Raw genomic sequence first — 20,401 nt, 5'->3', positions numbered from 1 at the left:
TGGGTCTGCCTCTTGCCGCAAGGGTCCTCGGTATTCCGGAATCCGATCTCAGAACAATGCTCGAAGGCGGCCCTATATCCGACTCTGTCGCTCGCGACATTGAATGGGCGGCGAGTAAACCCGCAGGTTGGTTGGACGGTGAACATCCAGTGGAGCGCTTACCCTAAACACAGGACGGTTCGGACAAGGGCGGTTGGCGTAGTTCCTGCCACGCCTTACGAACTCGGATACTGGTGTGACGATAAGCCACGCCGGCACCATTGCGGGCTCCGCCCCCTCAATCTAAAGGCGATGCGCCTAGTGGTCGTAAAGCGACGCACAGCTCTTGCTGCACGTTATCGACGAGATGCTGCGCGCACCGTTCACGGGTGAACATGAAAGTATCCTCCGCGATCGCGATCTCCAACGTAGACGTGGCGTTGTGTGTCCCTTGCAGTGAAGGAAGTTTTGTTCGTTGACGAATGCGCTGGCACCGAAACAGCGCTTCAATGTCGTCGCTGTCTGCAAGTGCTTCCGTTAATGCCACGAGGTCCAGCGCCAGAGCGAGGAGATCCTGAGGCGTCATGAGTGCGGCGGGCGGTGCGGTCTCGGCATCGAAAAACTCGGACCCTACTGCGCCGACCGGTCGCCCCGCGTCATCATTACTTACCATGGAAGATCTCCGAACGAAGGGCAACGGCAGCGTGTGCCGCGTTCTGTGACTGGCATGGATACGGTCGCGGTCTCTCTCCTCACCCGCTCTGCGCGTTGCCTCATCGATTTGGCGTCAAAACGCCGGTCGCCTGCCCGCGAATGAACCTGGGAGGGGACTGAATTTTCGTCTCGCAGAAAGCGACCGGGCCATTGGGGGCCGGCGAATCTGTGGCGGCATCACTGAGCAGATCGCGGGTCGGGCGCTGGCCCCAATGGAGCAGTGCCGTAGGCCTCATGCAGGAAGCCAGAAGGGTGATGGGTCAAACGCCGCCGCGATGCATGACCACACGCGCCCCACACAGCCTGATCACGTAGGGCAGCGGACTGTCAGAAGCACTGCTCCGGCCGCTCGCCTCGGCCGTCCTCAAGCAATTACCAACGCGGCGAACATCTCAGGGAATCTCATGAATACTATCCGTACCGACTCCAGCTTTGACCGGCCCGTTCACTCCGACATCGTGAGGCAGGATTCGCGCCTCCTCCGCCGCATGTCGTGGGGGTCCATTTTCGCCGGAGTGATCATTGCAATCGTGATTCAACTCGTCCTGAGCCTTATCGGGGCGGGCGTCGGGTTCAGCACCGCAGACCCGATCGCGCACGACTCCCCCGACGCCTCGAGCGTGAGCATGGGTGCCGCCATCTGGTGGGCGGTCAGCAGCGTGGTGGCGCTGTTCACTGGCGGATGGGTTGCCGGCCATCTTGCCGGCGCACCTGGTCGCACCGACGCCATGCTTCATGGTCTGGTGGCTTGGGGTTTAGCCAGCTTGCTGGGCGCCTACTTGGTAGCCACGGCTGTCACGTCGATCGTAAAGAGCGGCGCCACAGCCGTGGGAACTGCAGCAACGGCCGCAGGCACGGGTCTTGCGGCCGCCGCAGGCCCCATGGCTGATGCAGCTAAAAAACAGCTGCAGGACAGCGGCATTACGATGGACTCAGTGAAAGGCCAGGCCCAGCAGTTGCTGGCGCAGACTGGCAAACCGGCCTTGCAGCCGGACGCCATCAAGCAGCAAGCGAACGGCGCCGCCAATCAGCTGAACAACGCCACACAAAATCAAGGCAACGGCGACACCGGCGAAGACGTGCAGACGGTGGCCCAACGCATCATCGCGTCCGGCACCGACACAGTTCAGCAGGCCGACAAGCAGGCATTGGTGAACGTCGTGGTGGCGCGCACCGGCGTTTCCCAGCAGGAAGCGGAGCAGCGTGTCGACACGTGGATCGCGCAGTATCAGCAGACCAAGGCGAAGATCGCTCAAGCCAAGGCCGACGCTGAAGTGAAGGCCCGTGAGGCTGCTGACGCCGCGGCTAAAGCCGCCGCCAAAGCTTCGTTGGGTGCCGCGATTGCGTTGATCCTCGGTGCAATGGCTGCCGCATTGGGTGGCGCGCTCGCCGGGCGTCGATATGTGGTCGTAATCGATGACCGGGTGACCCCGTCCCAGCACGCCTGAACGATTGCCTGAGCGCAGGGAAGCGCTCTTTCATTTCCATGGGATGTCGAGGTCGTGCATACCGTGGCTCAGGGGGTGTCTTCATGCCGCGTGCTGCCAGCTCTTGTACACGAACTCCAGGCTGTAACCATCAGGGTCGAACACATTGGCCGCGTAGTAGCGCGGGTCGTAGTACAGGCGCGCACCCGGTGCACCGTTGTCCGTCGCACCCGCAGCGATCGCGGCGTCATAAGCCGCATCGACCGTGGCGTTACTCGACGCCACGAAGCCAACATGCGCGGACCTACCTTCCACGACGCCCTTCCTCAACCAGAAGACGATGCGTCCGTCCACACCAAACCCCTTGAGGTCCGGATGCCCTGGCGGACCGTATTTACCGTCGTAATCGACCCGCTGCGTGATGCCGAGCGGCGCGAGCGCGGTCGTATAGAAAGCGATGGAACGATCGATATCGCTGACGGAGATGAAAACATGATCCAACATGGCAAACCCTCGACTTAGATATTGTAGCCACCGGCGACTTCGATCGACTGCGCATTGATCCAGCCGCTGTCGTCAGACAGCAGACTCGCGATCACGCGACCCACATCCTCCGGCTCGCCGACGCGGCCGAGCGCTGTCTGCCCGGCGAGCATCGCTTCGAACTCGTCGTTCAGGCCGCCGCCCAGTTCGGTACGGATGGCACCCGGCGAGACCGCGTTCGCCCGAATGCGACGGCCGCCAAACTCCTTCGCCATGTAGCGCGTCAGCACTTCGAGGCCACCTTTGAAGGCGGCGTAAGGCGCCACACCCGCGGTGGCGACACGCGTCGTCGCGCTCGTCAGGTTCACGATACTGGCGCCGTCGGCCAGCAGCGGCAGCAGCGCCTGGGTCAGGAAGAACGGTCCCTTGAGATGGACGTTCATCAGGCCATCGAACTGTTCCTGCGTCACGGTTTCCAACGGATTGAACAGGCCATAGCCGGCGTTGTTCACGAGGCCAGCGAGTGAGCTGTCGCCCCAGGTAGAGGCCAAGGTGCGGCGGACATCGTCGCGAAACGAAGCAAAGCTGTTCGCGTCGGCCACATCGAGAGCCAGGGCGACCGCCTTGCCACCGAGCGCTTCGATCCGTTCGACGACCGACGCCGCGGCCTCGGGTTGGTTCTTATAGGTAAGGATCACGCCCATGCCCAGCTCGGCGCACTGGATGGCGGTGCTGGCACCGATGCCTCGGCTACCGCCGGTGATGACAATGACTTTCATGAGGAAACTCGTTGTAGTGGGTACGAGGTTCACTCTAGGAGTCGCGTCGGCGGGCGTCGCACCGGTTCCTGCCGCATACCTGCCTATTCCTCTCACCTCACGCGGATGGGGCGCAGTCTGCCGCTACCATGGACCCATGAACGACGCACTGCAGGAATTGAGGGCTCTCGCCGCCGGGGCGCAGAACCGCGCCACCGCCACCGGCATTCCGCGCGTGGCCATGGTGCAGGGAGCGATCCCACAGCATGAACTGGCCGGCGTGTACGACCCCATGATCAACCTGATCCTGCAGGGCGGAAAATCCATGACCGTGGGCGACCGGACCCTGCACTACGATCCGGCGACCTACTTCGTCATGTCCGTGGATCTGCCTGCCGTCGGCGCGGTACGGCCCTCCGCAGAGGGCGAGCCTTATCTCGCAGTGAGCCTCACGCTCGATCCCGCGATCGTCGCCACCTTGCTGGCCGACCTGCCCCGCCCGTCGGCAGAGAATCGTGGCGTGGCAGCGTTCTCGGTTGCCGCCGTGACACCGGAACTCATGGATGCCTGGGTGCGGATGCTCCGTCTGATGAAACGCCCACAGGACGTTCCCGCGCTGGCGCCTGCGTACGAGCGCGAGATTCTGTACCGGGTCCTGCAGGGCCCCCTCGGCTGGATGCTCAGCGACATCGCCACGCCCGACAGTGCGCTGTCGCGCGTGGGTCACGCCATCGAGTGGATCCGGCGTGACTTCGCGCAACCGTTACGCATCGAGGCACTCGCGGAGCGGGCGGCCATGAGCTCCTCGGCGTTCCATCGTCACTTCAAGGCCGTTACCGCGCTCAGTCCCTTGCAGTACCAGAAACGTCTCCGCCTGTTGCAGGCGCGGAAGCTGCTCATGGGCGGCGCGGGTAACGTCACCACGGTCGCACTGGATGTGGGCTACGAAAGCCCGACCCAGTTCAGCCGCGAATACGCGCGTGCCTTCGGCTTGCCACCCACGCAGGACGCCGCACGCATCGTTGCCGAGGCGCGGCGGCATGGGGTTTCTTCCGCCCCGTAGTGGGCTCAGACGCCCGCAAGCACCGCCGGGTCGCCGTCGCGCCACACGTTGTCGATCGCGACATGCTTGATGACCCAGGCGTCACCCTGCCGGATCAGCTGCACGTCGTAGCGGTTCTTCATGAGGTAGTGCATGGAGGCATTGTTCTTCGGTACGTGCTGGGCTTCCACCATGGCCTCCAGGCGGGCTGTGTCCGCGTCGATGGTCACGCGCGGGTTGCTCACCGAATGTGTCGTGTCGAGCGAAGTCAGCGAGGTCGACAGTGCACTGACGATCGTGTCCCGTCCTTCAAGCACGGGGTACTCAAAGCCGGCCTTCGCCGCAGCGGCGCGGAAGTCGGATACGGCATCTTCTGCAAGTGACGATGCGAGCAGATCGCGGTCCTTGAGATCGATGCCGGTGGCAAAGCGATAGAGGGCGTCGGTGACGGCGAGCTGGTCGGTAGCGGACGAAACGTGCGCGGCGGTGGTCATGAGAAGTCGCTCGATGAGGGAATGACCTCATGGTATACGTTGGATACTTAGTGTAAATAACGCACTTTCAAGCCATCAGGTATCGCCGAGGAAACCAGCATGCCGCGCAAGAAACTGTCCGCCGAGCTCGCCGCCGTGCCCGTCGACAACGCCGAGACTTCGGACACGTCCAACCGCCTCCTGCTCGATCAGATTGCCGATAAGTGGTCCATCCTGATCCTGGCCGCACTCTGCGCGGGACCGCTCCGCTTCAACGAAATCAGGCGCCGGCTCGACGGGATCACCCAAAAAGCACTCGCCCAGAGCCTGCGCCGCCTCGAACGCAACGGCATCCTCGCCCGGCGTGTCATCCCAAGCTCTCAGGTCGCGGTGGAATACAGCGTCACGCCGCTGGGCCGAACCCTGGAAGAGCCGTTCCGGGTGCTCTTCGACTGGACGGTCGATCACTCCCCCGCCGTTATGCAGGCCCGCGCGGCGTATGACGCCAGACCCACCGAATTGGCATAGCCACCGAGGGTGCGTTGTAGGAATCGGCCTACAGGAATCCACAGAAGAACCCGCTATATTCCACGGGTCCGATCGAGGCAGCCGGGGGGCTGCGTCGTCTTAGGACGCTAACGGGGGAAGTCATGGAAGTCCTGCCCAGCGCGCGTCAGCGCCGTTCGATACCGTACCTTGCGGAGCCGAGTCGATGAGACCTGGCATGAAGTCCGTGCGCCATCGTCACGACGATGCACTGAGCCGGGTCACCTGGGGTGCTTTCGAGCACCTGGTCGCGGAGCACTTCCGTCGGCAAGGCTATCGCGTCGAGCACACCGGTACCGGTGAAAGCAGCAGGCTCACGGACGGCGGTATCGACCTCACGCTCTACCGCGAACAGGAACTCGTCGTCGTCCAGTGCAAGCACTGGAACTCCTTCCAGGTGCCCCACAACGACGTACATCAGCTCATCGGCGTGATGCATACCGCGGGAGCGACAGCCGCCATCGTGATCACCTCGGGTGAGTTCACCACCGCGGCCTGCGAGGCCGCCGCGAAGTTCCGGCACATCAAGCTCATCGACGGCAAGACCATCCGGGCGATGCTCGGGCCGGTTGCTGAGCCGATCGACGAGGCACCGGCCTTGCCCGCGTTTCCCGCCTGGACCGGCGCAGCGCGACCGCCCGTGAGACAGACGCGCCAGCACCGGACAGATCGTGCCGCAGCAGTCGCCGCGGTGGCGGCCGTCGTCGTGATGGCCGGGGCGCTGGTGATGCTTTACACCTTTTACATTCATGAGATTCAGCAGGCGCAGATGGCGAGGCTGCTGGATGCTCAAAAGCCAGTGGCGACCCAGCAACGCGCGGCCGCTCCGCCGCCCTCTGTCCTGCCAGGACTAACGTCCGGCCTGAGGATGGTCGAGACGATGCGAACGCGTCCGCCTGTGATCCACCATGCCGCCGATGAGCACGAAGTCGTCGCTGCGCTGGAAGACAAGAAGCCGATCGCCACCGTGCTGAAAGATCAGTAAGCGACCTCAAGCTCTACCGCGACGGCGAATACATCGTTGTGCAGTGCAAGCGAGAGAATTTCTACGAGGTAACGCATAACGTCGTTCACCAGCTGATCGGCGTGATGCATACCCAGCACGCCACGCGGGCTATCGTCGTCATCACGGGAGCGTTCAGCGCGGCCGCCATCACCGCAGCCGCCGAGTTCCCGCAGATCGAGTTGATCGATGGCGTGGGTCTGCGGCGCATGCTCTCGGAAACCGGCGATCTGCCGACGGCTCACTGGGCCGGGGATCCGCTGTCGACCATGGCCGGTAATAAGCCATCGAAACCGTCGTGGACGAAAAAGGATCGAAAAGGCGTGTTCTTGCTCATCCAGGCAGGACTGACGATCGGCGTTCTGCTGCTCGGCTACTACCTCGTCATCCCCGCCATATTCAAGAACATGACGACCTCGCTCGTTCACGCGTCTCAACACGTGTCGGTCCCACAGCCAGCGCCCGTTGTGAAGCCTTCGATGCCGCGTACTCCGGCACCGACAGGCCATGTGTCCGACAACGTGCTCGCTGATCCGACGCCTCCTCCAGCAATTTCAAAGATGAGCAAGAAGGAAGCACAGGAGTGGGAACGAAAGAACGCGGAATCGATGCGGATTCTGGAGAAGACGACCGCTCCATTGGACCAGTGACAAGCGCGGCAATCGTGAATCCCACGCCCGCTAACCTGCGTCGGATCCGTAGCTCTTTTTTAGCCGCTCGACGAGTTCTACGTACTGCTTTTCGACTTCATCCTGAGACAAGCCTTGATCCGACACGCGCTTCCAGGCATCCAATTTCGCCTTGGCTCGAATGTCGAATATGCCTGGATTACCGCTTAGGTCGGCGTCGCCGACCGTCCCTTGGCGAAGAAGCCCGTAGAGCTGCAGCAATTCGTCATCTGACGGACTGCCACTCAACTGCTTCACATCCAATTGCGCTTGTTCAAATGCCTGACCCATGACGCTCTCCTTAGCGATCGAGTGTCGAGAGAGTAAGTCCCGCACACGTTAAGCGCGTGTCAATTCTTCGGAAACTTCATGCGGTAAAATAGACATCTGCGGTGCGTTATCGGCACGATCCATGACAGTAGCGCATCCCGCTTGAGATTTACGTCCGTGGCAGTTGGCTAGCTACCGACTTCGAATCGAATGCGTGCTCTCGAGATGGCTTCCCGGTTGGTCGCAGCAATGTGTCGAAAGTCCGCACTGATCTCTGCGTGTGCAGACACGCGCTGCCAATAGGCGTCAGCCCACTCGGCAGCCACCGTCCAGAATGCGAGATCAGCAGGCGTCGGCGACGGTGACCGGAACTCTCGCGCGACCAGTTCACCGCTTGTCGCCGGCCGATACAACATCGGCAACATGTCATAGCTCGGGGTAAGTTGAAGCGGAAGCGCGTCACCCAGGAAGAAGCTTAGATTGCCAAAATGCATGTCGCTGTTTGCAATCAGGCGTCCGAACCACCAACGCTTCCGCACCTGTTCCACGGCGTCGCTCTCGATCCACCCATGCTGTTGCATGCGTAATGCCGTGCCGGGCCAATCATCCCGGTCGCCGTCATGTGCGTCGCTCCATGCTGCAAGCGTCAAGCATCCTCGCCATCCGTGCACCCCCACGCGATCGAATCGAGTCACTTCCAGACAGACGCGTCCTTGCGACCACACCAGATCAGTGCGGGCGTCGGCTCCCTCCTGTTCGGCGAGCAACTGGTCGGCCAAGTGTTCGCTGATGAGCAGATCGGCCCATCGACGCGCCGCTGGACGATCGTCAACGGGCTCGCTGAACTTCACGATGACGTGGCGAAAGCTCCCCTCGCCGTCGTCGATTGTCGTGGTGAACTCCAGTCCGTCTGAAGTGACGGGACCACCAGGCTTGCGGAGCCACGAAGAGCCGTCAAGATTCCGAAGTCGCGCGGCCGACCGTGAGTGTCGATGCGATATAGAGGCCACGTCGACCCGAGCCCTCGTACGTCGCGCCTGCCGATCTTGGGGAGCGTTGCCATACCAGCCATCACCAGAAATCGTTCCCGTCCGAGCGGTAGGTAACCCCTTTTACCCCTGTGATCTTTTGCACCAACGGATCGATTCGGCGAGCAATCCCTCGGCCCAGGTGCTCATCTCCCACGTCGTCCTCGGAGGGGCTAGTGCTGCCAATGACATCGACCTGGACGCGGTTGTGTTCTGCATCTAGCGACACCGCCAATTTGACATCGCAGTGCTCGCAGCCCTCGCTCTCATTCGCACCCAGGGTTGCAAGCGACGTCAGCCTCGCTTCGAGCGCCGCTTTCTCGAAGTCAGACATGCTCGATATCGGCGGATACTGCACCTCGGCGACTGCGCCGCTTGAGGCGGCCAGAAACGCGGCGGCGAGAGCCCCACGATAAAAAGGCGAGCGGGCGGGTCTGATTATTGCTTCCATACAATCCTCCATCTTCGGCCGGTAATTCGGCCTGACGATCTTCCTGATTGGCGCATCGTAGCGGTATCAGCGCCGAGCGCCCGTAACGTCGGGCGCGCCCGCGTCTCGCTTAGGCCGTTCCGGCACGGGGCCGCCCCGGATCTCGCCACGAGTGGAGGCTTCCGCGTCTTTGCTCCGTTGGCTTTCGCCGATGAATCGGCTCCTACATGGGGTCTTGGCCAGATGGCATATCTGCCGGGGGCGGAACTAGTGGGCAATTCCGGCAACGGGGCCTCTTCACTGCGTCGGGAATCGCGTAGTGTGATCGCGGGAGAAACGGGGAACGACCATGACTATCCAGCGCCCGTCAGGGAAGACTGCGTACGACACCTTGCGGCAGGACGTGCCCATGCGGTCGTGGACCATCCTTGCCCAGGATCCGTCGATCCTCGGCGCGGGCGGCAAGGCGCTGACAAGCACGGTAAGCGTGCCTTCCGAGCGTCTGGAGCGTGGCCCCAAGGGCTATCGCGTCCACGTGATCGATTACGACGCTTCGTCCGATACGTTCTATCGCGCACGCGACAAGGATATCGACAAGGACACCTTCGCCAAGGTGACCGACATCGAGAAGCTGGTCCGCAATCCCTATTTCCATCAGCAGAATGTCTACGCCATCGTGATGTCGACCCTGCAGGCCTTCGAGGGCGCCCTGGGTCGGCCCGTGCCGTGGGGATTCCCGACCCCGAGCCACCAGATCAAGGTGGCGCCGCACGCGTTTGCCGATGCCAACGCCTACTACTCGCGCGAATCCGAAAGCCTCAACTTCGGCTACTTCCCGGATAGCAAGGGCAAGCAGGTTTTCACATGTCTATCCCACGACATCGTGGTGCACGAAACCACGCACGCCCTGCTGGATGGACTCCGTCCCAGCTACCTCCTGCCGTCGTCGCCGGACCAGGCGGCCTTCCATGAAGGCTTCTCCGACATCGTGGCCTTGCTGTCGGTCTTCCAGGGCGAAAGCATCATCGAGCGCCTCCTGGTGCCCCTGACCGACCGCAGCGGCCGCATCCCTTTGCAACATCTCACGGCGGCGGCCTTGGGTGGCACGCAGATCGCCAAGCTCGCCGAGCAGATGGGGGCCGCGCTCAGTGGCGTCCCCACGTCCTCGCTACGCGCCTCGCTCCGGATCAAGCCGAACAAGGGCCACTACACCAGCGCACGGTTCGCGGAGGAACACGACCGTGGGGAGCTGCTGGTCGCCATCGTGCTGCGGGCGTTCTTCGAGGTCTGGGCGCGCCGACTCAAACCGCTTGCCCAGGGGTATCCCAACGGCATCGCACGCTCGGTCGTCACCGACGAAGGCACGACGGCCGCCAAGCAATTGCTGCGCATCCTGATCCGCGCGCTCGATTACATGCCACCGGTCGACCTGACGTTCCCCGATTTCCTCAGCGCCGTGATCACCGCCGATATGCAGCTTTATCCGGACGACACGAGATACCGGTATCGCGAGGTGCTGATGACGTCCTTTGAAGCCTACGGCGTCAACCCCGCGGCGCGTGCACGACCCGATGGTGCCTGGCAACCGCCGCCGGCCAGTGAATTCACCCTCACCGGCACGCACTTCGAACGGATGCAACGCGAGCCGCTGGAAGTGTTCCGCTTCATCTGGGAGAACAAGGCGGCACTCGGTATCGAGCGCAATGCCTTCTCCCGGGTCACCTCGGTGCGACCCGTGCTGCGCATCAGCAACGACCAGACGCTACTGCGTGAGACTGTCGTGGAGTACATCCAGGAGCTATCGGTCTACGCCAGCGAGCTGAAGTCGCTCGGCATCAGGAAGCCCGACGGCATGCCGACCAACCGGCTGATCCAACTGTACGGCGGCGGGACGCTGGTTTTCAACGAATACGGCTTGCTGAAGTTCCATATCGGCACGGGCGTGAAGAGTCCGCGTCAATCCGATCGACTGCAGAGCCTCTGGGATCGAGGCTACTTCAGCCAGCAGATCACTGCATCCGCGCGGATCGCCAGCCTGCACCGGGATCGGGTTCTGCGCCCGCTGCTTTCGACAAGGGAGCAATGGTGAGATGGCGACGACACGAAAACCCAAAGCCACCGCACCCCACGACATGGTCCTGCGCAGCTACAACGTCGGCTTCGGCGACTGCTTCCTGCTGACCTTTCGTTACACCGACTTCGACCGCCACGTACTGATCGACTTCGGCTCCACGCGCGCGCCCAAAGGCAAGGTCATGGCCGCGCACATGATGGCCATCGCCAAACAGATCGAGACCGATTGCGAGGGCAAGCTGCACGCGCTCGTCGTCACGCACCGGCACAAGGACCACATCAGCGGCTTCACTTACAGCGGCGGGAAGGGCCCGGGCGCCGTGATTCGTCGACTCGATCCTGACCTGGTCATCCAGCCCTGGACCGAAGACCCCAAGGCGCGACGTAATGCCAAGGGCCCCACCAGCGCCATGCGCAATGGCGATACCAAGGCGGCAATCCAGCACATCGACGCCCTGCATGACATGAACGAGTTCGCCGGCTACGTCGTCTCCGCCAGCAAGCGCTTACGCGGCAATCACCTCAAGGCCACCCGGGAGCAACTGGCTTTCCTTGGCGATGACAACGACCTGACCAATCGCGATGCCATCACCAACCTGATGAAGATGGGGCGGAAGAAACGCTACGTGTACTTCGGCGCCAAGTCAGGGCTGGAATCGGTGCTGCCCGGTGTCACCACCACCGTACTAGGCCCACCCACGCTGAAGCAGTCCCCGGGCATCGCGACCCAGCGAGCCAAGGACCCGGATCAGTTCTGGATGCAACTTGCAGCGCGGGCGGACTTCTGGGCACAACACGGACAGATCGCCAGGTACGCGAAAGCGACCGACGGCGTGCTATTTCCCCGCCATGTCGAGAAGCGGCATCCCTGGGACATGCGCTGGTATCGATACCAGGCCCAGCGCGAGCAGGCCGAGAACCTGCTGTCGATCGTCCGCACACTGGACAGCGCCATGAACAACACCAGTGTCGTCCTGTTGTTCGAAGTGGCCGGCAAGAGCTTCCTCTTCCCCGGCGATGCGCAATACGAGAACTGGATGTATGCGCTATCGCACCCGGCCATCGTGGCCCGGCTCGCCAAGGTCGACCTCTACAAGGTCGGTCACCACGGCAGCCTCAACGCCACACCCAAGGACCTCTGGAACGGATTCACGGCCCGGGGAACCAAGACGAAGAAGGGTCGGCTCATCTCGGTGCTGTCGACCCTGGCCGGCGTGCACGGCAATGAGACGGCGGGCACGGAAGTGCCGCGGGATCCACTCGTCACGGCACTGACCAAGGAGTCCGATCTGTTCGATACGCGCACGACAACGGGCGACGAACAGGTGGTGACATGGGTGAAGCTATGAGGGAACAACGATGAAACGGATCATTGTGTGCGCCGATGGTACCTGGAACGTGCAGGACCAGATCAACGACGGCAGCAAGACACGGCGCCCGACCAATGTCACCAAGCTGGCACGCGCCATCCTGCCCACCGATGCCAACGGCATCACCCAGCTGGTGATCTATCGCGAAGGCGTCGGCACCGGACCGGGCATGGACAAATGGACCGGCGGCGCGTTCGGCGATGGCATAGAGGACAACATCGTCGCGCTCTATCGAAGCATCCTCTACAACTACGAACCCGGTGACGAGCTGTTCTTCTTCGGCTTCAGCCGTGGCGCTTTCACGGCACGCAGCCTGGCCGGCTTCCTGACGTTCGCCGGCCTGCTGAGGAAGACCGACGATTACTACACCCCCGATTTCTACGCCTGCTACGAAAGCGGGCAGGGGCCGGGCAGCGAGGCATGGGCGACGGCCATCCACCATCTGGAAGGCGAGCGCATCTTCCCGACGATCAAGATGATCGGCGTCTGGGACACCGTCGGCTCCCTGGGAGCGCCCGGGCTGCTGGGCCAGGTGCTCAACGACAAGAAGTACGTCTACCACCAGGTCGGGTTATCCGACGAGATAGAGAACGCCTTCCACGCGCTGGCCATCGACGAACGGCGCAAGCCCTTCGTGCCGACACTGTGGGAGAAACCGCCCGGCTGGAGGGGGCACCTGGAGCAGGTCTGGTTCGCCGGGGTCCACTGCAATGTCGGCGGTGGCTATCCGCATGATGGACTCGCCAACGAAGCCTTGTGGTGGCTCGCTGGGGAAGCTGCAGCCCTTGGCCTGGCCATCGACACTCGCTACCTCAAGCCCTTTGTGCCGCACGCCGATGGCCAGCTGTACGACTCGATGGACCTCAAGTATCGACTCATGGGCGCCTACCTTCGGCCGATCGGCACACAGGCCCATGGGGAAGAGGCGATCCATACCTCGGTGATCACGCGTCTTTCGGGCAACGATCCCAAGTACACACCGCCCAATGCCCAGGCCTACGTCGCGCAACCGAACATGAAGGTCGCGACGACCAAGCCCATTCCGTAGCGAGCGACGCTCAGGCCACTCCCTTCAACATCTCCGCCGCCTTCAGCGAATCCAGGTCCCGATTGATCGTCGCCACAGCAATCACGCGCCCATCTTTCTCGTAGCGCACCTCGGCGTCCTTGTCCGCCACCGAGCCTTCCTCGCGAATCGCATCCCAGTCCTCGGCATGGCCGACGTAGCGGATGGTGGTGTCGTAATGGACGCTCCAGAAGAATGGCGGCTCTTCGAACGGATCGTCGATGTCGAGCATGCCCGCCGCCGCGACCTGGCCGTGGCGCTCGGCGAGCACCCAGTGTTCGACGCGTGCAGGCTCGCCGTGCCTGCCCGGGTAGCGGGCGATGTCGCCGGTCGCGAAGATGTCCGGATCGGAGGAGCGCATCGACGCGTCGACAAGGACGCCGCCTTCGATGCGCACACCGGCCGCCTCGGCAAGTTGTAGACGCGGCTTGACGCCGATACCGAGTACCACACGTGTCGCGCGCACCGAGCTGCCGTCATCGAGCTGCACGGCGCCGTCGGCATAGCCTTCCGCGCGACGACCGAGATGGAACACCACGCCGTTCTCCTCGTGCAAGGCCTTGATCATCGTTCCGATCGACGGCCCGAACTTGCTACGCAGGGGAATCAGCTCCGGCCCGATCACGTGCACCTCGATACCACGATGGCGCAGCGATGCTGCCGCTTCGAGACCGATGAAGCTGCTGCCGATCACCGCGACGACATCGTGGCTGTCCACATCGGCGATCACACGCTCGGCGTCCTTCATGCTCCGCAAGGTATGCACGTGCGGCTGATCGAAGCCCGGCGCCGCGGGGCGAATCGGCTCCGCGCCCGTCGCCAGGAGGAGTTTGTCGTAGACCAGGGACTCGCCGGACGCGAGCGCGACCGACCGCAAACCCGCATCGATCGAACGGACGACCGTATCCAGCTTCACGACGATCTTCAGATCCGCGTAGAACGCCTCGTCCTTCAGCGGCATCCACTCCGGCTCGGCCGTGCCGGCCAGATAGTCCTTGGACACGTTCGGCCGGTCGTACGGCGCGTCCGCATCGGCGCTGATCATGGTGATACCGCCGGCAAACCCATGCTGGCGAAGGCGCTGCGCCGCCGCGAAGCCGGACGCCCCACCACCCACGATCACGAAATGCTTGTCCGCCAGCAACGCCGGAGCCGGCGGCACCTCATCAGGCAACGCTTCACGAATGAACACCTTGCCGCCCTCCTCGTCCACTTTCCAGCGCGCGACGGGCGCGAGTGCCGGCGCCTTCAGCGCGCGGCCCGTCCTCAGATCGAAACAAGCGTGATGCAGTGGACAGTTAATGGTGTCGCCGACGCGCAGACCCTCGTGCAAGGGACCGCTGTAGTGACTGCAGGCGCCACCCAGCGCCACGATGCCGTCGCTGGTGCGCGCCACGATGATCGCTTCACCGTTCACATGGCCGGCGAAGACACCGTCCTCGGGAATCGTGGACGCATACACGCCCTGGCTGAAATCGGGACCGACGGGTGCGGAGTCAGAATCGTTAGACATGGCAGGTTCCCGTGCTGGCGTTGGCTAGCCTTCGAATGTAGGGGTCAAATATGACGCTGGATAGGCGGAATGGTGTGCGCATGGTGTTGATCGGACAGCACCAATGAGGCATCCGTTCCACGCATTGCGCCATTTCGGAAATTCATGATGGTTATGTGAAGACGGCTTAACTGAGACCCGCGTCTCTTGGCTTTTGAGCCCACGTTCGGCAAGCTGCGGGGGCGCAAGAAACCCCGACACACGCACGATCAGGAGCTCCATGATGAGAACGGTCCACACGCTCGCCATCACTCTCGCCCTTCTCGTCACCGGCAGCAGTGCCTTCGCCGCCGACAGCACCAGCCAGGTCATCAAGCGCCAGGCCCCCAAAGGCATCACGGCCACGTTCTATACGTGCGTCGACAAGGCCGGTTCCGACGCCACGGCGCAAGGCGCCTGCCTCGCCACCGAAAAGAAGACCCAGGACACGCGGCTCAACACCACCTACAAGGCGCTGACCGCCAAGCTCACCGGCAACGCCAAGGCCAATCTGCTGACGTCCGAACGCGCCTGGCTCGAGTTCCACAACCGGAACGGCGACTTCGAAGCCGCCCTGTATGGCGACGAGCCTGTAGCCGATCTTCAGGTCACGCAGAACGAAATCTTCAGCATCGCCGAACGCGCCGATGCCCTGGACAAGTACCTCACCATCGCCAACGACCAATAACCCAACGCTTCAAGGAGAGAAGTCATGGCTGGTATCGATACGCACGATGTGAACTCGCTCGCAGGCGCCACGTATTTCGTGGTCGGACGCGGCACCGAAGGTGGCCCGTCTTCCTACCACCTGTCCATCACCGGCGTCACGTCCGGCACGTCCGATCCCAACTGGGGTCACGCCAACAGGATCATCGCGGACAGCGGCTATTCGCTGGGCACCATCCAGGTCGACCTCGGCAAGCGCGGCACCTGGGCGCTCGGCGCCACCGACGGCGCCGCGCTTAAGCCCGGCGAGACCACCTACGTCGACGGCATCATCGACCAGTCCTCGAAATACGCAAAGGACCATGGCCTCACCTACACCGGTGACACGGCCAAGCTGCGCAGCGACCTGCTGACGCACGGCAACGGCGAGCACGGCCGCACCACGCTGCACTTCATCGATGCGGACACGCGCAACAGCATCAATGCGTGGGCAGGTTCGCAGGACGGCCAGAAGTGGGTCCATACGAACATCGACTACCCGCAAATCAAGAATGCGACGCAGTCGGCGATGGACACGCTCGACAAGTACGGCAAGAACATCCCGGAAGATCATCGCCTGGAGACCGTCGCCATCCTTGCCAAGACGGAGAACCAGATTCCGTCACAGATGAAGAAGTTCGAGAAAGTCCTGCAGGATGGCGGTGACTACAACGCCGTGCTCGCCAAGGCCAACGAGATCAAGGAAACCTACTCGTACTACGACGGCCCGAAAGCCGCCGCTCTGGCCGAGCAGTACAAGAACGCTTACAAGGATCCGGAGAAGGCCGCCGCCCTCGATCGCGCGCACACCAAGGTCGGTAACGCCAACTTCGATCCGTCCAAGGCCGGCGACGATGCCGACATCAAGGCAGCGCTCAAGGCGATCGGCCAGGGTGGCCGTGCGCATGCGCCAGCCAGCCACGGCTCGCTGAAGGATGGTTCGCACGGCGAGAAGGTGACGGCCTTGCAGACCGATCTCGCAAAGCTCGGCATCACGGATGCTCACGGCCGCGCGTTGCGTCCGGATGGCGACTTTGGTCCGGGCACCAAGGCTGCGGTGGAGAAATTCCAGCGCGAGCACGGGCTGACCGCCGATGGCGTGGCCGGGCCAAAAACGCTCGAGGCCGTGCAGAAGGCGGCGCATCCGCCGCAGGTCGCTCATCCGACGCAAGCAGGTCCTGCGGCGCCAGTCAGCCATCCGAACGTCGGCAGCCTCGCCGATCCCGGCCACCCGGGCAATGGGATTTATAAGCAGGCGCTCGACGGCGTAAAGATCATCGATGCCAAGATGGGTCGCCCGTCCGACCACATGTCGGAGAACCTCGCAGGGTCGTTGGCCGTCGCGGCGAGGAAAGAGGACCTCTCGCGGGTGAACCACGTCGAGATCAGCGACGACGGCAAGCGTGCTTACGCCATGCAGGGCGAGACGAGCTCGCCGTTCAAGCGCGTGGCTGAAGTGGATGTCGCGCAGTCGGTGGCGAAGCCGCTTGAGCAGAGCAGTGCCGAATACGCGCGGATGGATCAGCAGCAGGCCGAGAAGCCGGTGGTTTCGCAGCCGGTGCAGACGCAGCAACCGCAGGCGCCGCAGCAGTCGCACGGCCCCTGAAGGCAGAGTCGCCCACCGTTCTGGTGGGCGATTACATCGCTGCGATCGCTGACTTACTTCTACAGGATGGGGCCGCCATCTACGCCGCGGACGTCCGCACCATCGGCACCGCCGCCCGAATCACCGACCACCCCGTCTTCAGGAACAAGGCAGCAAGCGCAGCACCGAAGATCAGGTCCAGCCACCACCAGCCGGTCCAGGCGATCAGCCCGCTGGTCACCAGGACGCCCGCGTTGCCGATGACGTCGTTGCGCGAACACTGCCAGACCGAGTGCATGTTGATGTCGTCGGCTCGGTAGCGCGTCAGCAAGGCCAGGCAGGCGCCATTGAGGACGAGTGCCCCGGCGGCAGCCAGACTCATCAGTGCGGTCGCGGGCGGCACACCGTGGGACAGGCGATAGACCACCTCGGCCATCACCACCACCGCGAAAGCGACCTGCAGGGCTCCCTTCGTCAATGCGGACATCGCCCGGGCACGCAAGGAACGCCCCACCACCAGCAGGCTGATCCCGTAGACCAGGGCATCACCCAGGCTATCCAGCGAGTCGCCCTGCACGGCGCTGGAGCTGGCGACCCAGCCGACGCCGAACTCCCCGCCGAAGATCACCAGGTTGATCGCCAGCACCAGCCAAAGAACGCGGCGATGCGCCCCGGTATCGGCCAGGGGGCGGGCGTCGCAGCTATCGTGTTGGCAACAGGTCATGCGACTAGAATGAGGTCCGTAGTAACTACGGAGTCAACCGATGCGCATCAGCGAACTGGCCACCGCCACCGGGTGCAACCTGGAGACGATTCGCTACTACGAGCGGATCGCCCTACTCCCCGAACCGCCTCGGCTCGGCACCTATCGCCAGTACGGGCCCGACGATGTGGCGCGCCTGGACTTCATCATGCGATGCCGGCATCTCGGCTTCAGCCTGGAGGAGACGCGGAGTCTGCTCGGGCTAAGCACCCAACAGGACACGTCCTGCGCGGCGGTCGACGTGATCGTCCAGGCACACCTCGAGCAGATCGAAGCGAAGCAGAAGGCGCTGGCGGAGATGGCGGCTGATTTGCGGGGGATGCTTGCTTCGTGTGCGCAGGAGACGGTTGCTACGTGCAGCGTCGTGCGGACGCTGGCTCACTGATTTTCCATCGCGCACATGAGAACGCCGCCGCATCGTGAGATGCGACGGCGTCCATCGATAATCGCAACGGCAGGGGTTACTTCCGCGGCGCAATAATCTCGCTCAAGTAATCCGGCGTCCCCGCAATCCGCACCAAATGCGGATACTGCAGCCCACCGTGGTAATCCACCGGAATCGTACGGATGCGACCCTGGTACTTCACCGTCAGGTCGATCGGCGTCTTGCTGTCTTTGGCGGCCGTGATCGCACTCGTCATCGCATCCTTCGAATACACGGTGCCGTTCACCGCAATCACCGTGGCACCCGTGCTGACGCCTGCCTTGAACGCAGGGCCATCCCAGCGCACGTCATTGACCTTGCCGCTGCTCGTCAGCGTCAGGCCGATCGACCAAGTGAAGTTGAGCATGTGGCGCGACGATTCCGGACGGCTGTCGGACTGCGTCTCGAACTCACTTTCCTTATCGTCGTAGACCAGCTTCCAACCAGAAGCCGCGAGGCCGTCCTGCAACGGCGGGTTGAGCGAGGTAGCGCGTGCCTTGATGAAGCTGGCCCAATCAAACGGCGCGACGCCGTTCAAGGCGGCGACCACGTCGTCGAACGTATAGGTCTTCGGTACGTAGCTGCCGTTCTCGACACCGAAGAACGCCTGTGCGAAATCGTCGAGCGAGTGCTTGTCCTTGGTCAGGCTGCGCAGCTTCGCATCCACGTCCAGCCACATCATCTGGCCGCCGCTATAGTAATCCTCGCTCATCTGCCAGCTGCGGTACGGCAGCGGCGAACGGCGGGCGACGGTCGGGTCGTTGGTGGTGTCCTCGAGCGTGCGCCACTGGAAACCTTCGCGGTTGCGCTCGTAGTTCGCTGCGACCATGGCCAGGCCGTCGCGGAACTCCTGCGGCGTCCACATGCCGGCGCGCGCGGTCAGAACGAAGCCCCAGTACTGCGTCTGGCCTTCGTACACCCACAGCAGCGAGTCACCCATCGTGACGTTGAAGTTCGGCGTCCACAGGTCCGCCGGGCGACGGAACTTGCCGTTCCACGAATGCGTGTACTCGTGGGCAAGCAGGTCGCGCTCCGATGCGTTTTCTTTCCAGGCGGTGAAGTAGTCGGCGCCCAGGCCGTCTTCGCTCGACTGGTGATGCTCGGTGCCGTTGCCCGCCAGCTGGTCGGACAGCGAGAACAGGAAGTCGTAGTGGTCGTAATGATGCGAGCCGAACAGCTTCGTCGCCTGGGTCACCAGGTTGCGATGCGCCGTCAGTTGCTCGGGCGTGATCTCGAGGAACTTCGGCTCATCCGCGACTACATCGAGGAACACCGGTGCCTTGTCACCCGGGTTGAGCGGAACACGCTTGAAGTACTGGCCCGCGTAGATCGGCGAATCGACCAGGTTCTCGAAGCTCACCGACTTGAACGTGGTGGTGTCGCCGGACTTCGACCCCGTCTCCAGGGCGGTCCCGAGCTGCCAGCCCTTCGGCAGTGTCACGCTCGGCGCGAAGGTGATGCCGCGCGTGTAGTAACCCGCCGGGTAGAGCGCCACCTTGCTCCACTCCATGTACAGCATGCGGTCGGTGATCTCGAAGTCCGCATCGTCCGCACGCTCGGAAAGGTACTGGAACTCCACGTCGATCGCCGAGACGCCGGCCGGCACGTCGAGATGGAAGGCGTAGACGTTGTACTCGTCACGCTTCCACTGGACCGGCTTGCCGTTCGCACTGATCTTGAGGCCGGCGAGCATCGCGATCGGACCGGTCGGCGAGTGGTCGCCCGGAATCCACTGCGGGTACAGCAGGGTCAAGGCGCCAGCCTTCACCGGAATCGATTCGCGAACGCGGAAGATGCCCTGCGCCGTATCGTTGGCATCGACATGGAGTGCCACCGTGCCGACGTACGGCGTGTCCTGCGGCGGCGGGACCTGGTCGGAAGGAACGTCCGCCGAAGCCGTGCCGGCGGCGAGCGCCAGGGCAAGGGCCAGGGAGAGGCGCGAGAACTTGCGACGTGAAGCGGCCGGCAGACCGGCGAAGGACACTGAATGCATGAAAGGCTCGGCGAATGAGTGGGTGGGGACGGAGGCGGACTCCGGGTCCGCGATGAATCATAGCCGCAGA

Annotated in this window: 21 protein-coding genes; 11 read left to right on the top strand and 10 right to left on the bottom strand. The window is 63.1% G+C overall.

The features are described 5' to 3' along the window. Positions 1-277 precede the first annotated feature (277 nt). Complete coding sequence (locus BJI69_RS10600; RefSeq protein WP_046968602.1) at positions 278-652, bottom strand: hypothetical protein; 375 nt, start codon at positions 650-652, stop codon at positions 278-280. Positions 653-1,097: 445 nt separating this feature from the next. Here BJI69_RS10600 and BJI69_RS10595 point away from each other — a divergent pair, with 445 nt between their 5' ends. Further along, a complete protein-coding gene (locus BJI69_RS10595) occupies positions 1,098-2,141 on the top strand; it encodes a hypothetical protein (protein ID WP_052767280.1) in 1,044 nt (347 codons plus the stop codon). An 81-nt stretch (positions 2,142-2,222) separates the two neighbouring features. Here BJI69_RS10595 and BJI69_RS10590 read toward each other — a convergent pair whose 3' ends face one another. Together BJI69_RS10590 and BJI69_RS10585 are read right to left on the bottom strand one after the other, a co-directional pair. Beyond that, positions 2,223-2,624 carry a VOC family protein gene (locus tag BJI69_RS10590; protein ID WP_046968603.1) on the bottom strand — a complete coding sequence of 134 codons (402 nt, stop codon included), beginning with the start codon at positions 2,622-2,624 and terminating at the stop codon, positions 2,223-2,225. Positions 2,625-2,638: 14 nt separating this feature from the next. Further along, on the bottom strand, positions 2,639-3,382 hold the full coding sequence (locus BJI69_RS10585) for an SDR family NAD(P)-dependent oxidoreductase (RefSeq protein WP_046968604.1): 744 nt from the start codon (positions 3,380-3,382) through the stop codon (positions 2,639-2,641). Positions 3,383-3,602: 220 nt separating this feature from the next. Here BJI69_RS10585 and BJI69_RS10580 point away from each other — a divergent pair, with 220 nt between their 5' ends. Further along, entirely contained in the window at positions 3,603-4,424 is an 822-nt protein-coding gene (locus BJI69_RS10580) for an AraC family transcriptional regulator (RefSeq protein ID WP_211258524.1), read from the top strand. Between the two features lie 5 nt (positions 4,425-4,429). Here the strand turns inward: BJI69_RS10580 and BJI69_RS10575 are convergent, their stop codons facing one another. Further along, entirely contained in the window at positions 4,430-4,897 is a 468-nt protein-coding gene (locus BJI69_RS10575) for a nuclear transport factor 2 family protein (protein WP_046968606.1), read from the bottom strand. Positions 4,898-4,996: 99 nt separating this feature from the next. Between BJI69_RS10575 and BJI69_RS10570 the strand changes: the two genes are divergently transcribed. From BJI69_RS10570 to BJI69_RS10560, 3 genes are all read left to right on the top strand, one after another. Beyond that, positions 4,997-5,404 carry a winged helix-turn-helix transcriptional regulator gene (locus BJI69_RS10570; protein ID WP_046968607.1) on the top strand — a complete coding sequence of 136 codons (408 nt, stop codon included), beginning with the start codon at positions 4,997-4,999 and terminating at the stop codon, positions 5,402-5,404. 196 nt (positions 5,405-5,600) lie between these two features. Then, complete coding sequence (locus BJI69_RS10565; RefSeq protein ID WP_052767281.1) at positions 5,601-6,407, top strand: restriction endonuclease; 807 nt, start codon at positions 5,601-5,603, stop codon at positions 6,405-6,407. 38 nt (positions 6,408-6,445) lie between these two features. Beyond that, positions 6,446-7,075 (top strand): restriction endonuclease, encoded by a 630-nt coding sequence (locus tag BJI69_RS10560; protein WP_046978092.1) that lies wholly within the window; start codon positions 6,446-6,448, stop codon positions 7,073-7,075. A 30-nt stretch (positions 7,076-7,105) separates the two neighbouring features. Here the strand turns inward: BJI69_RS10560 and BJI69_RS10555 are convergent, their stop codons facing one another. The 3 genes from BJI69_RS10555 to BJI69_RS10540 all read right to left on the bottom strand — a co-directional run bounded on the left by BJI69_RS10555 (position 7,106) and on the right by BJI69_RS10540 (position 8,842). Further along, complete coding sequence (locus BJI69_RS10555; RefSeq protein WP_046968609.1) at positions 7,106-7,384, bottom strand: acyl-CoA-binding protein; 279 nt, start codon at positions 7,382-7,384, stop codon at positions 7,106-7,108. A 167-nt stretch (positions 7,385-7,551) separates the two neighbouring features. Then, on the bottom strand, positions 7,552-8,214 hold the full coding sequence (locus tag BJI69_RS22270) for a HipA domain-containing protein (RefSeq protein ID WP_244465304.1): 663 nt from the start codon (positions 8,212-8,214) through the stop codon (positions 7,552-7,554). A 220-nt stretch (positions 8,215-8,434) separates the two neighbouring features. Further along, entirely contained in the window at positions 8,435-8,842 is a 408-nt protein-coding gene (locus tag BJI69_RS10540) for a hypothetical protein (RefSeq protein ID WP_125903028.1), read from the bottom strand. Between the two features lie 328 nt (positions 8,843-9,170). On the opposite strand from BJI69_RS10540, the gene BJI69_RS10535 reads away from it, so the two are divergent. From BJI69_RS10535 to BJI69_RS10525, 3 genes are read left to right on the top strand one after another with little or no spacing between them, the layout of a single operon-like run. Next, positions 9,171-10,910, top strand: coding sequence for a gluzincin family metallopeptidase (locus tag BJI69_RS10535; protein ID WP_125903027.1), 1,740 nt, complete (start codon positions 9,171-9,173; stop codon positions 10,908-10,910). Between the two features lies 1 nt (position 10,911). After that, on the top strand, positions 10,912-12,243 hold the full coding sequence (locus BJI69_RS10530) for a ComEC/Rec2 family competence protein (RefSeq protein WP_046968612.1): 1,332 nt from the start codon (positions 10,912-10,914) through the stop codon (positions 12,241-12,243). A gap of 10 nt (positions 12,244-12,253) precedes the next feature. Then, positions 12,254-13,312 (top strand): DUF2235 domain-containing protein, encoded by a 1,059-nt coding sequence (locus BJI69_RS10525; protein WP_046968613.1) that lies wholly within the window; start codon positions 12,254-12,256, stop codon positions 13,310-13,312. 10 nt (positions 13,313-13,322) lie between these two features. Here the strand turns inward: BJI69_RS10525 and BJI69_RS10520 are convergent, their stop codons facing one another. Next, the gene (locus BJI69_RS10520) at positions 13,323-14,843 is read right to left on the bottom strand and encodes an FAD-dependent oxidoreductase (protein WP_046968614.1); all 1,521 of its coding nucleotides are present in this window, start codon (positions 14,841-14,843) and stop codon (positions 13,323-13,325) included. A gap of 262 nt (positions 14,844-15,105) precedes the next feature. Here BJI69_RS10520 and BJI69_RS10515 point away from each other — a divergent pair, with 262 nt between their 5' ends. Both BJI69_RS10515 and BJI69_RS23030 read left to right on the top strand, forming a co-directional pair. Then, positions 15,106-15,549, top strand: coding sequence for a lysozyme inhibitor LprI family protein (locus BJI69_RS10515; protein ID WP_046968615.1), 444 nt, complete (start codon positions 15,106-15,108; stop codon positions 15,547-15,549). A 24-nt stretch (positions 15,550-15,573) separates the two neighbouring features. Beyond that, the gene (locus BJI69_RS23030) at positions 15,574-17,172 is read left to right on the top strand and encodes a peptidoglycan-binding domain-containing protein (protein ID WP_052767284.1); all 1,599 of its coding nucleotides are present in this window, start codon (positions 15,574-15,576) and stop codon (positions 17,170-17,172) included. Between the two features lie 79 nt (positions 17,173-17,251). Here the strand turns inward: BJI69_RS23030 and BJI69_RS10505 are convergent, their stop codons facing one another. Further along, positions 17,252-17,875 carry a cation efflux transmembrane domain-containing protein gene (locus tag BJI69_RS10505; protein WP_046968616.1) on the bottom strand — a complete coding sequence of 208 codons (624 nt, stop codon included), beginning with the start codon at positions 17,873-17,875 and terminating at the stop codon, positions 17,252-17,254. A 40-nt stretch (positions 17,876-17,915) separates the two neighbouring features. On the opposite strand from BJI69_RS10505, the gene BJI69_RS10500 reads away from it, so the two are divergent. Further along, positions 17,916-18,299: a MerR family transcriptional regulator gene (locus BJI69_RS10500; protein ID WP_046968617.1), complete on the top strand. Its 384-nt coding sequence runs from the start codon at positions 17,916-17,918 to the stop codon at positions 18,297-18,299. Positions 18,300-18,375: 76 nt separating this feature from the next. Here BJI69_RS10500 and BJI69_RS10495 read toward each other — a convergent pair whose 3' ends face one another. Continuing rightward, positions 18,376-20,322 (bottom strand): M61 family metallopeptidase, encoded by a 1,947-nt coding sequence (locus BJI69_RS10495; protein ID WP_425476884.1) that lies wholly within the window; start codon positions 20,320-20,322, stop codon positions 18,376-18,378. Positions 20,323-20,401 lie beyond the last annotated feature (79 nt).

It is taken from the genome of Luteibacter rhizovicinus DSM 16549, from assembly GCF_001887595.1.
In the GTDB taxonomy this organism is placed as follows: Bacteria; Pseudomonadota; Gammaproteobacteria; order Xanthomonadales; family Rhodanobacteraceae; genus Luteibacter; species Luteibacter rhizovicinus.
The sequence above is the reverse complement of the archived record's forward strand: the minus strand, read 5'-3'. Positions and strand labels throughout refer to the sequence as shown.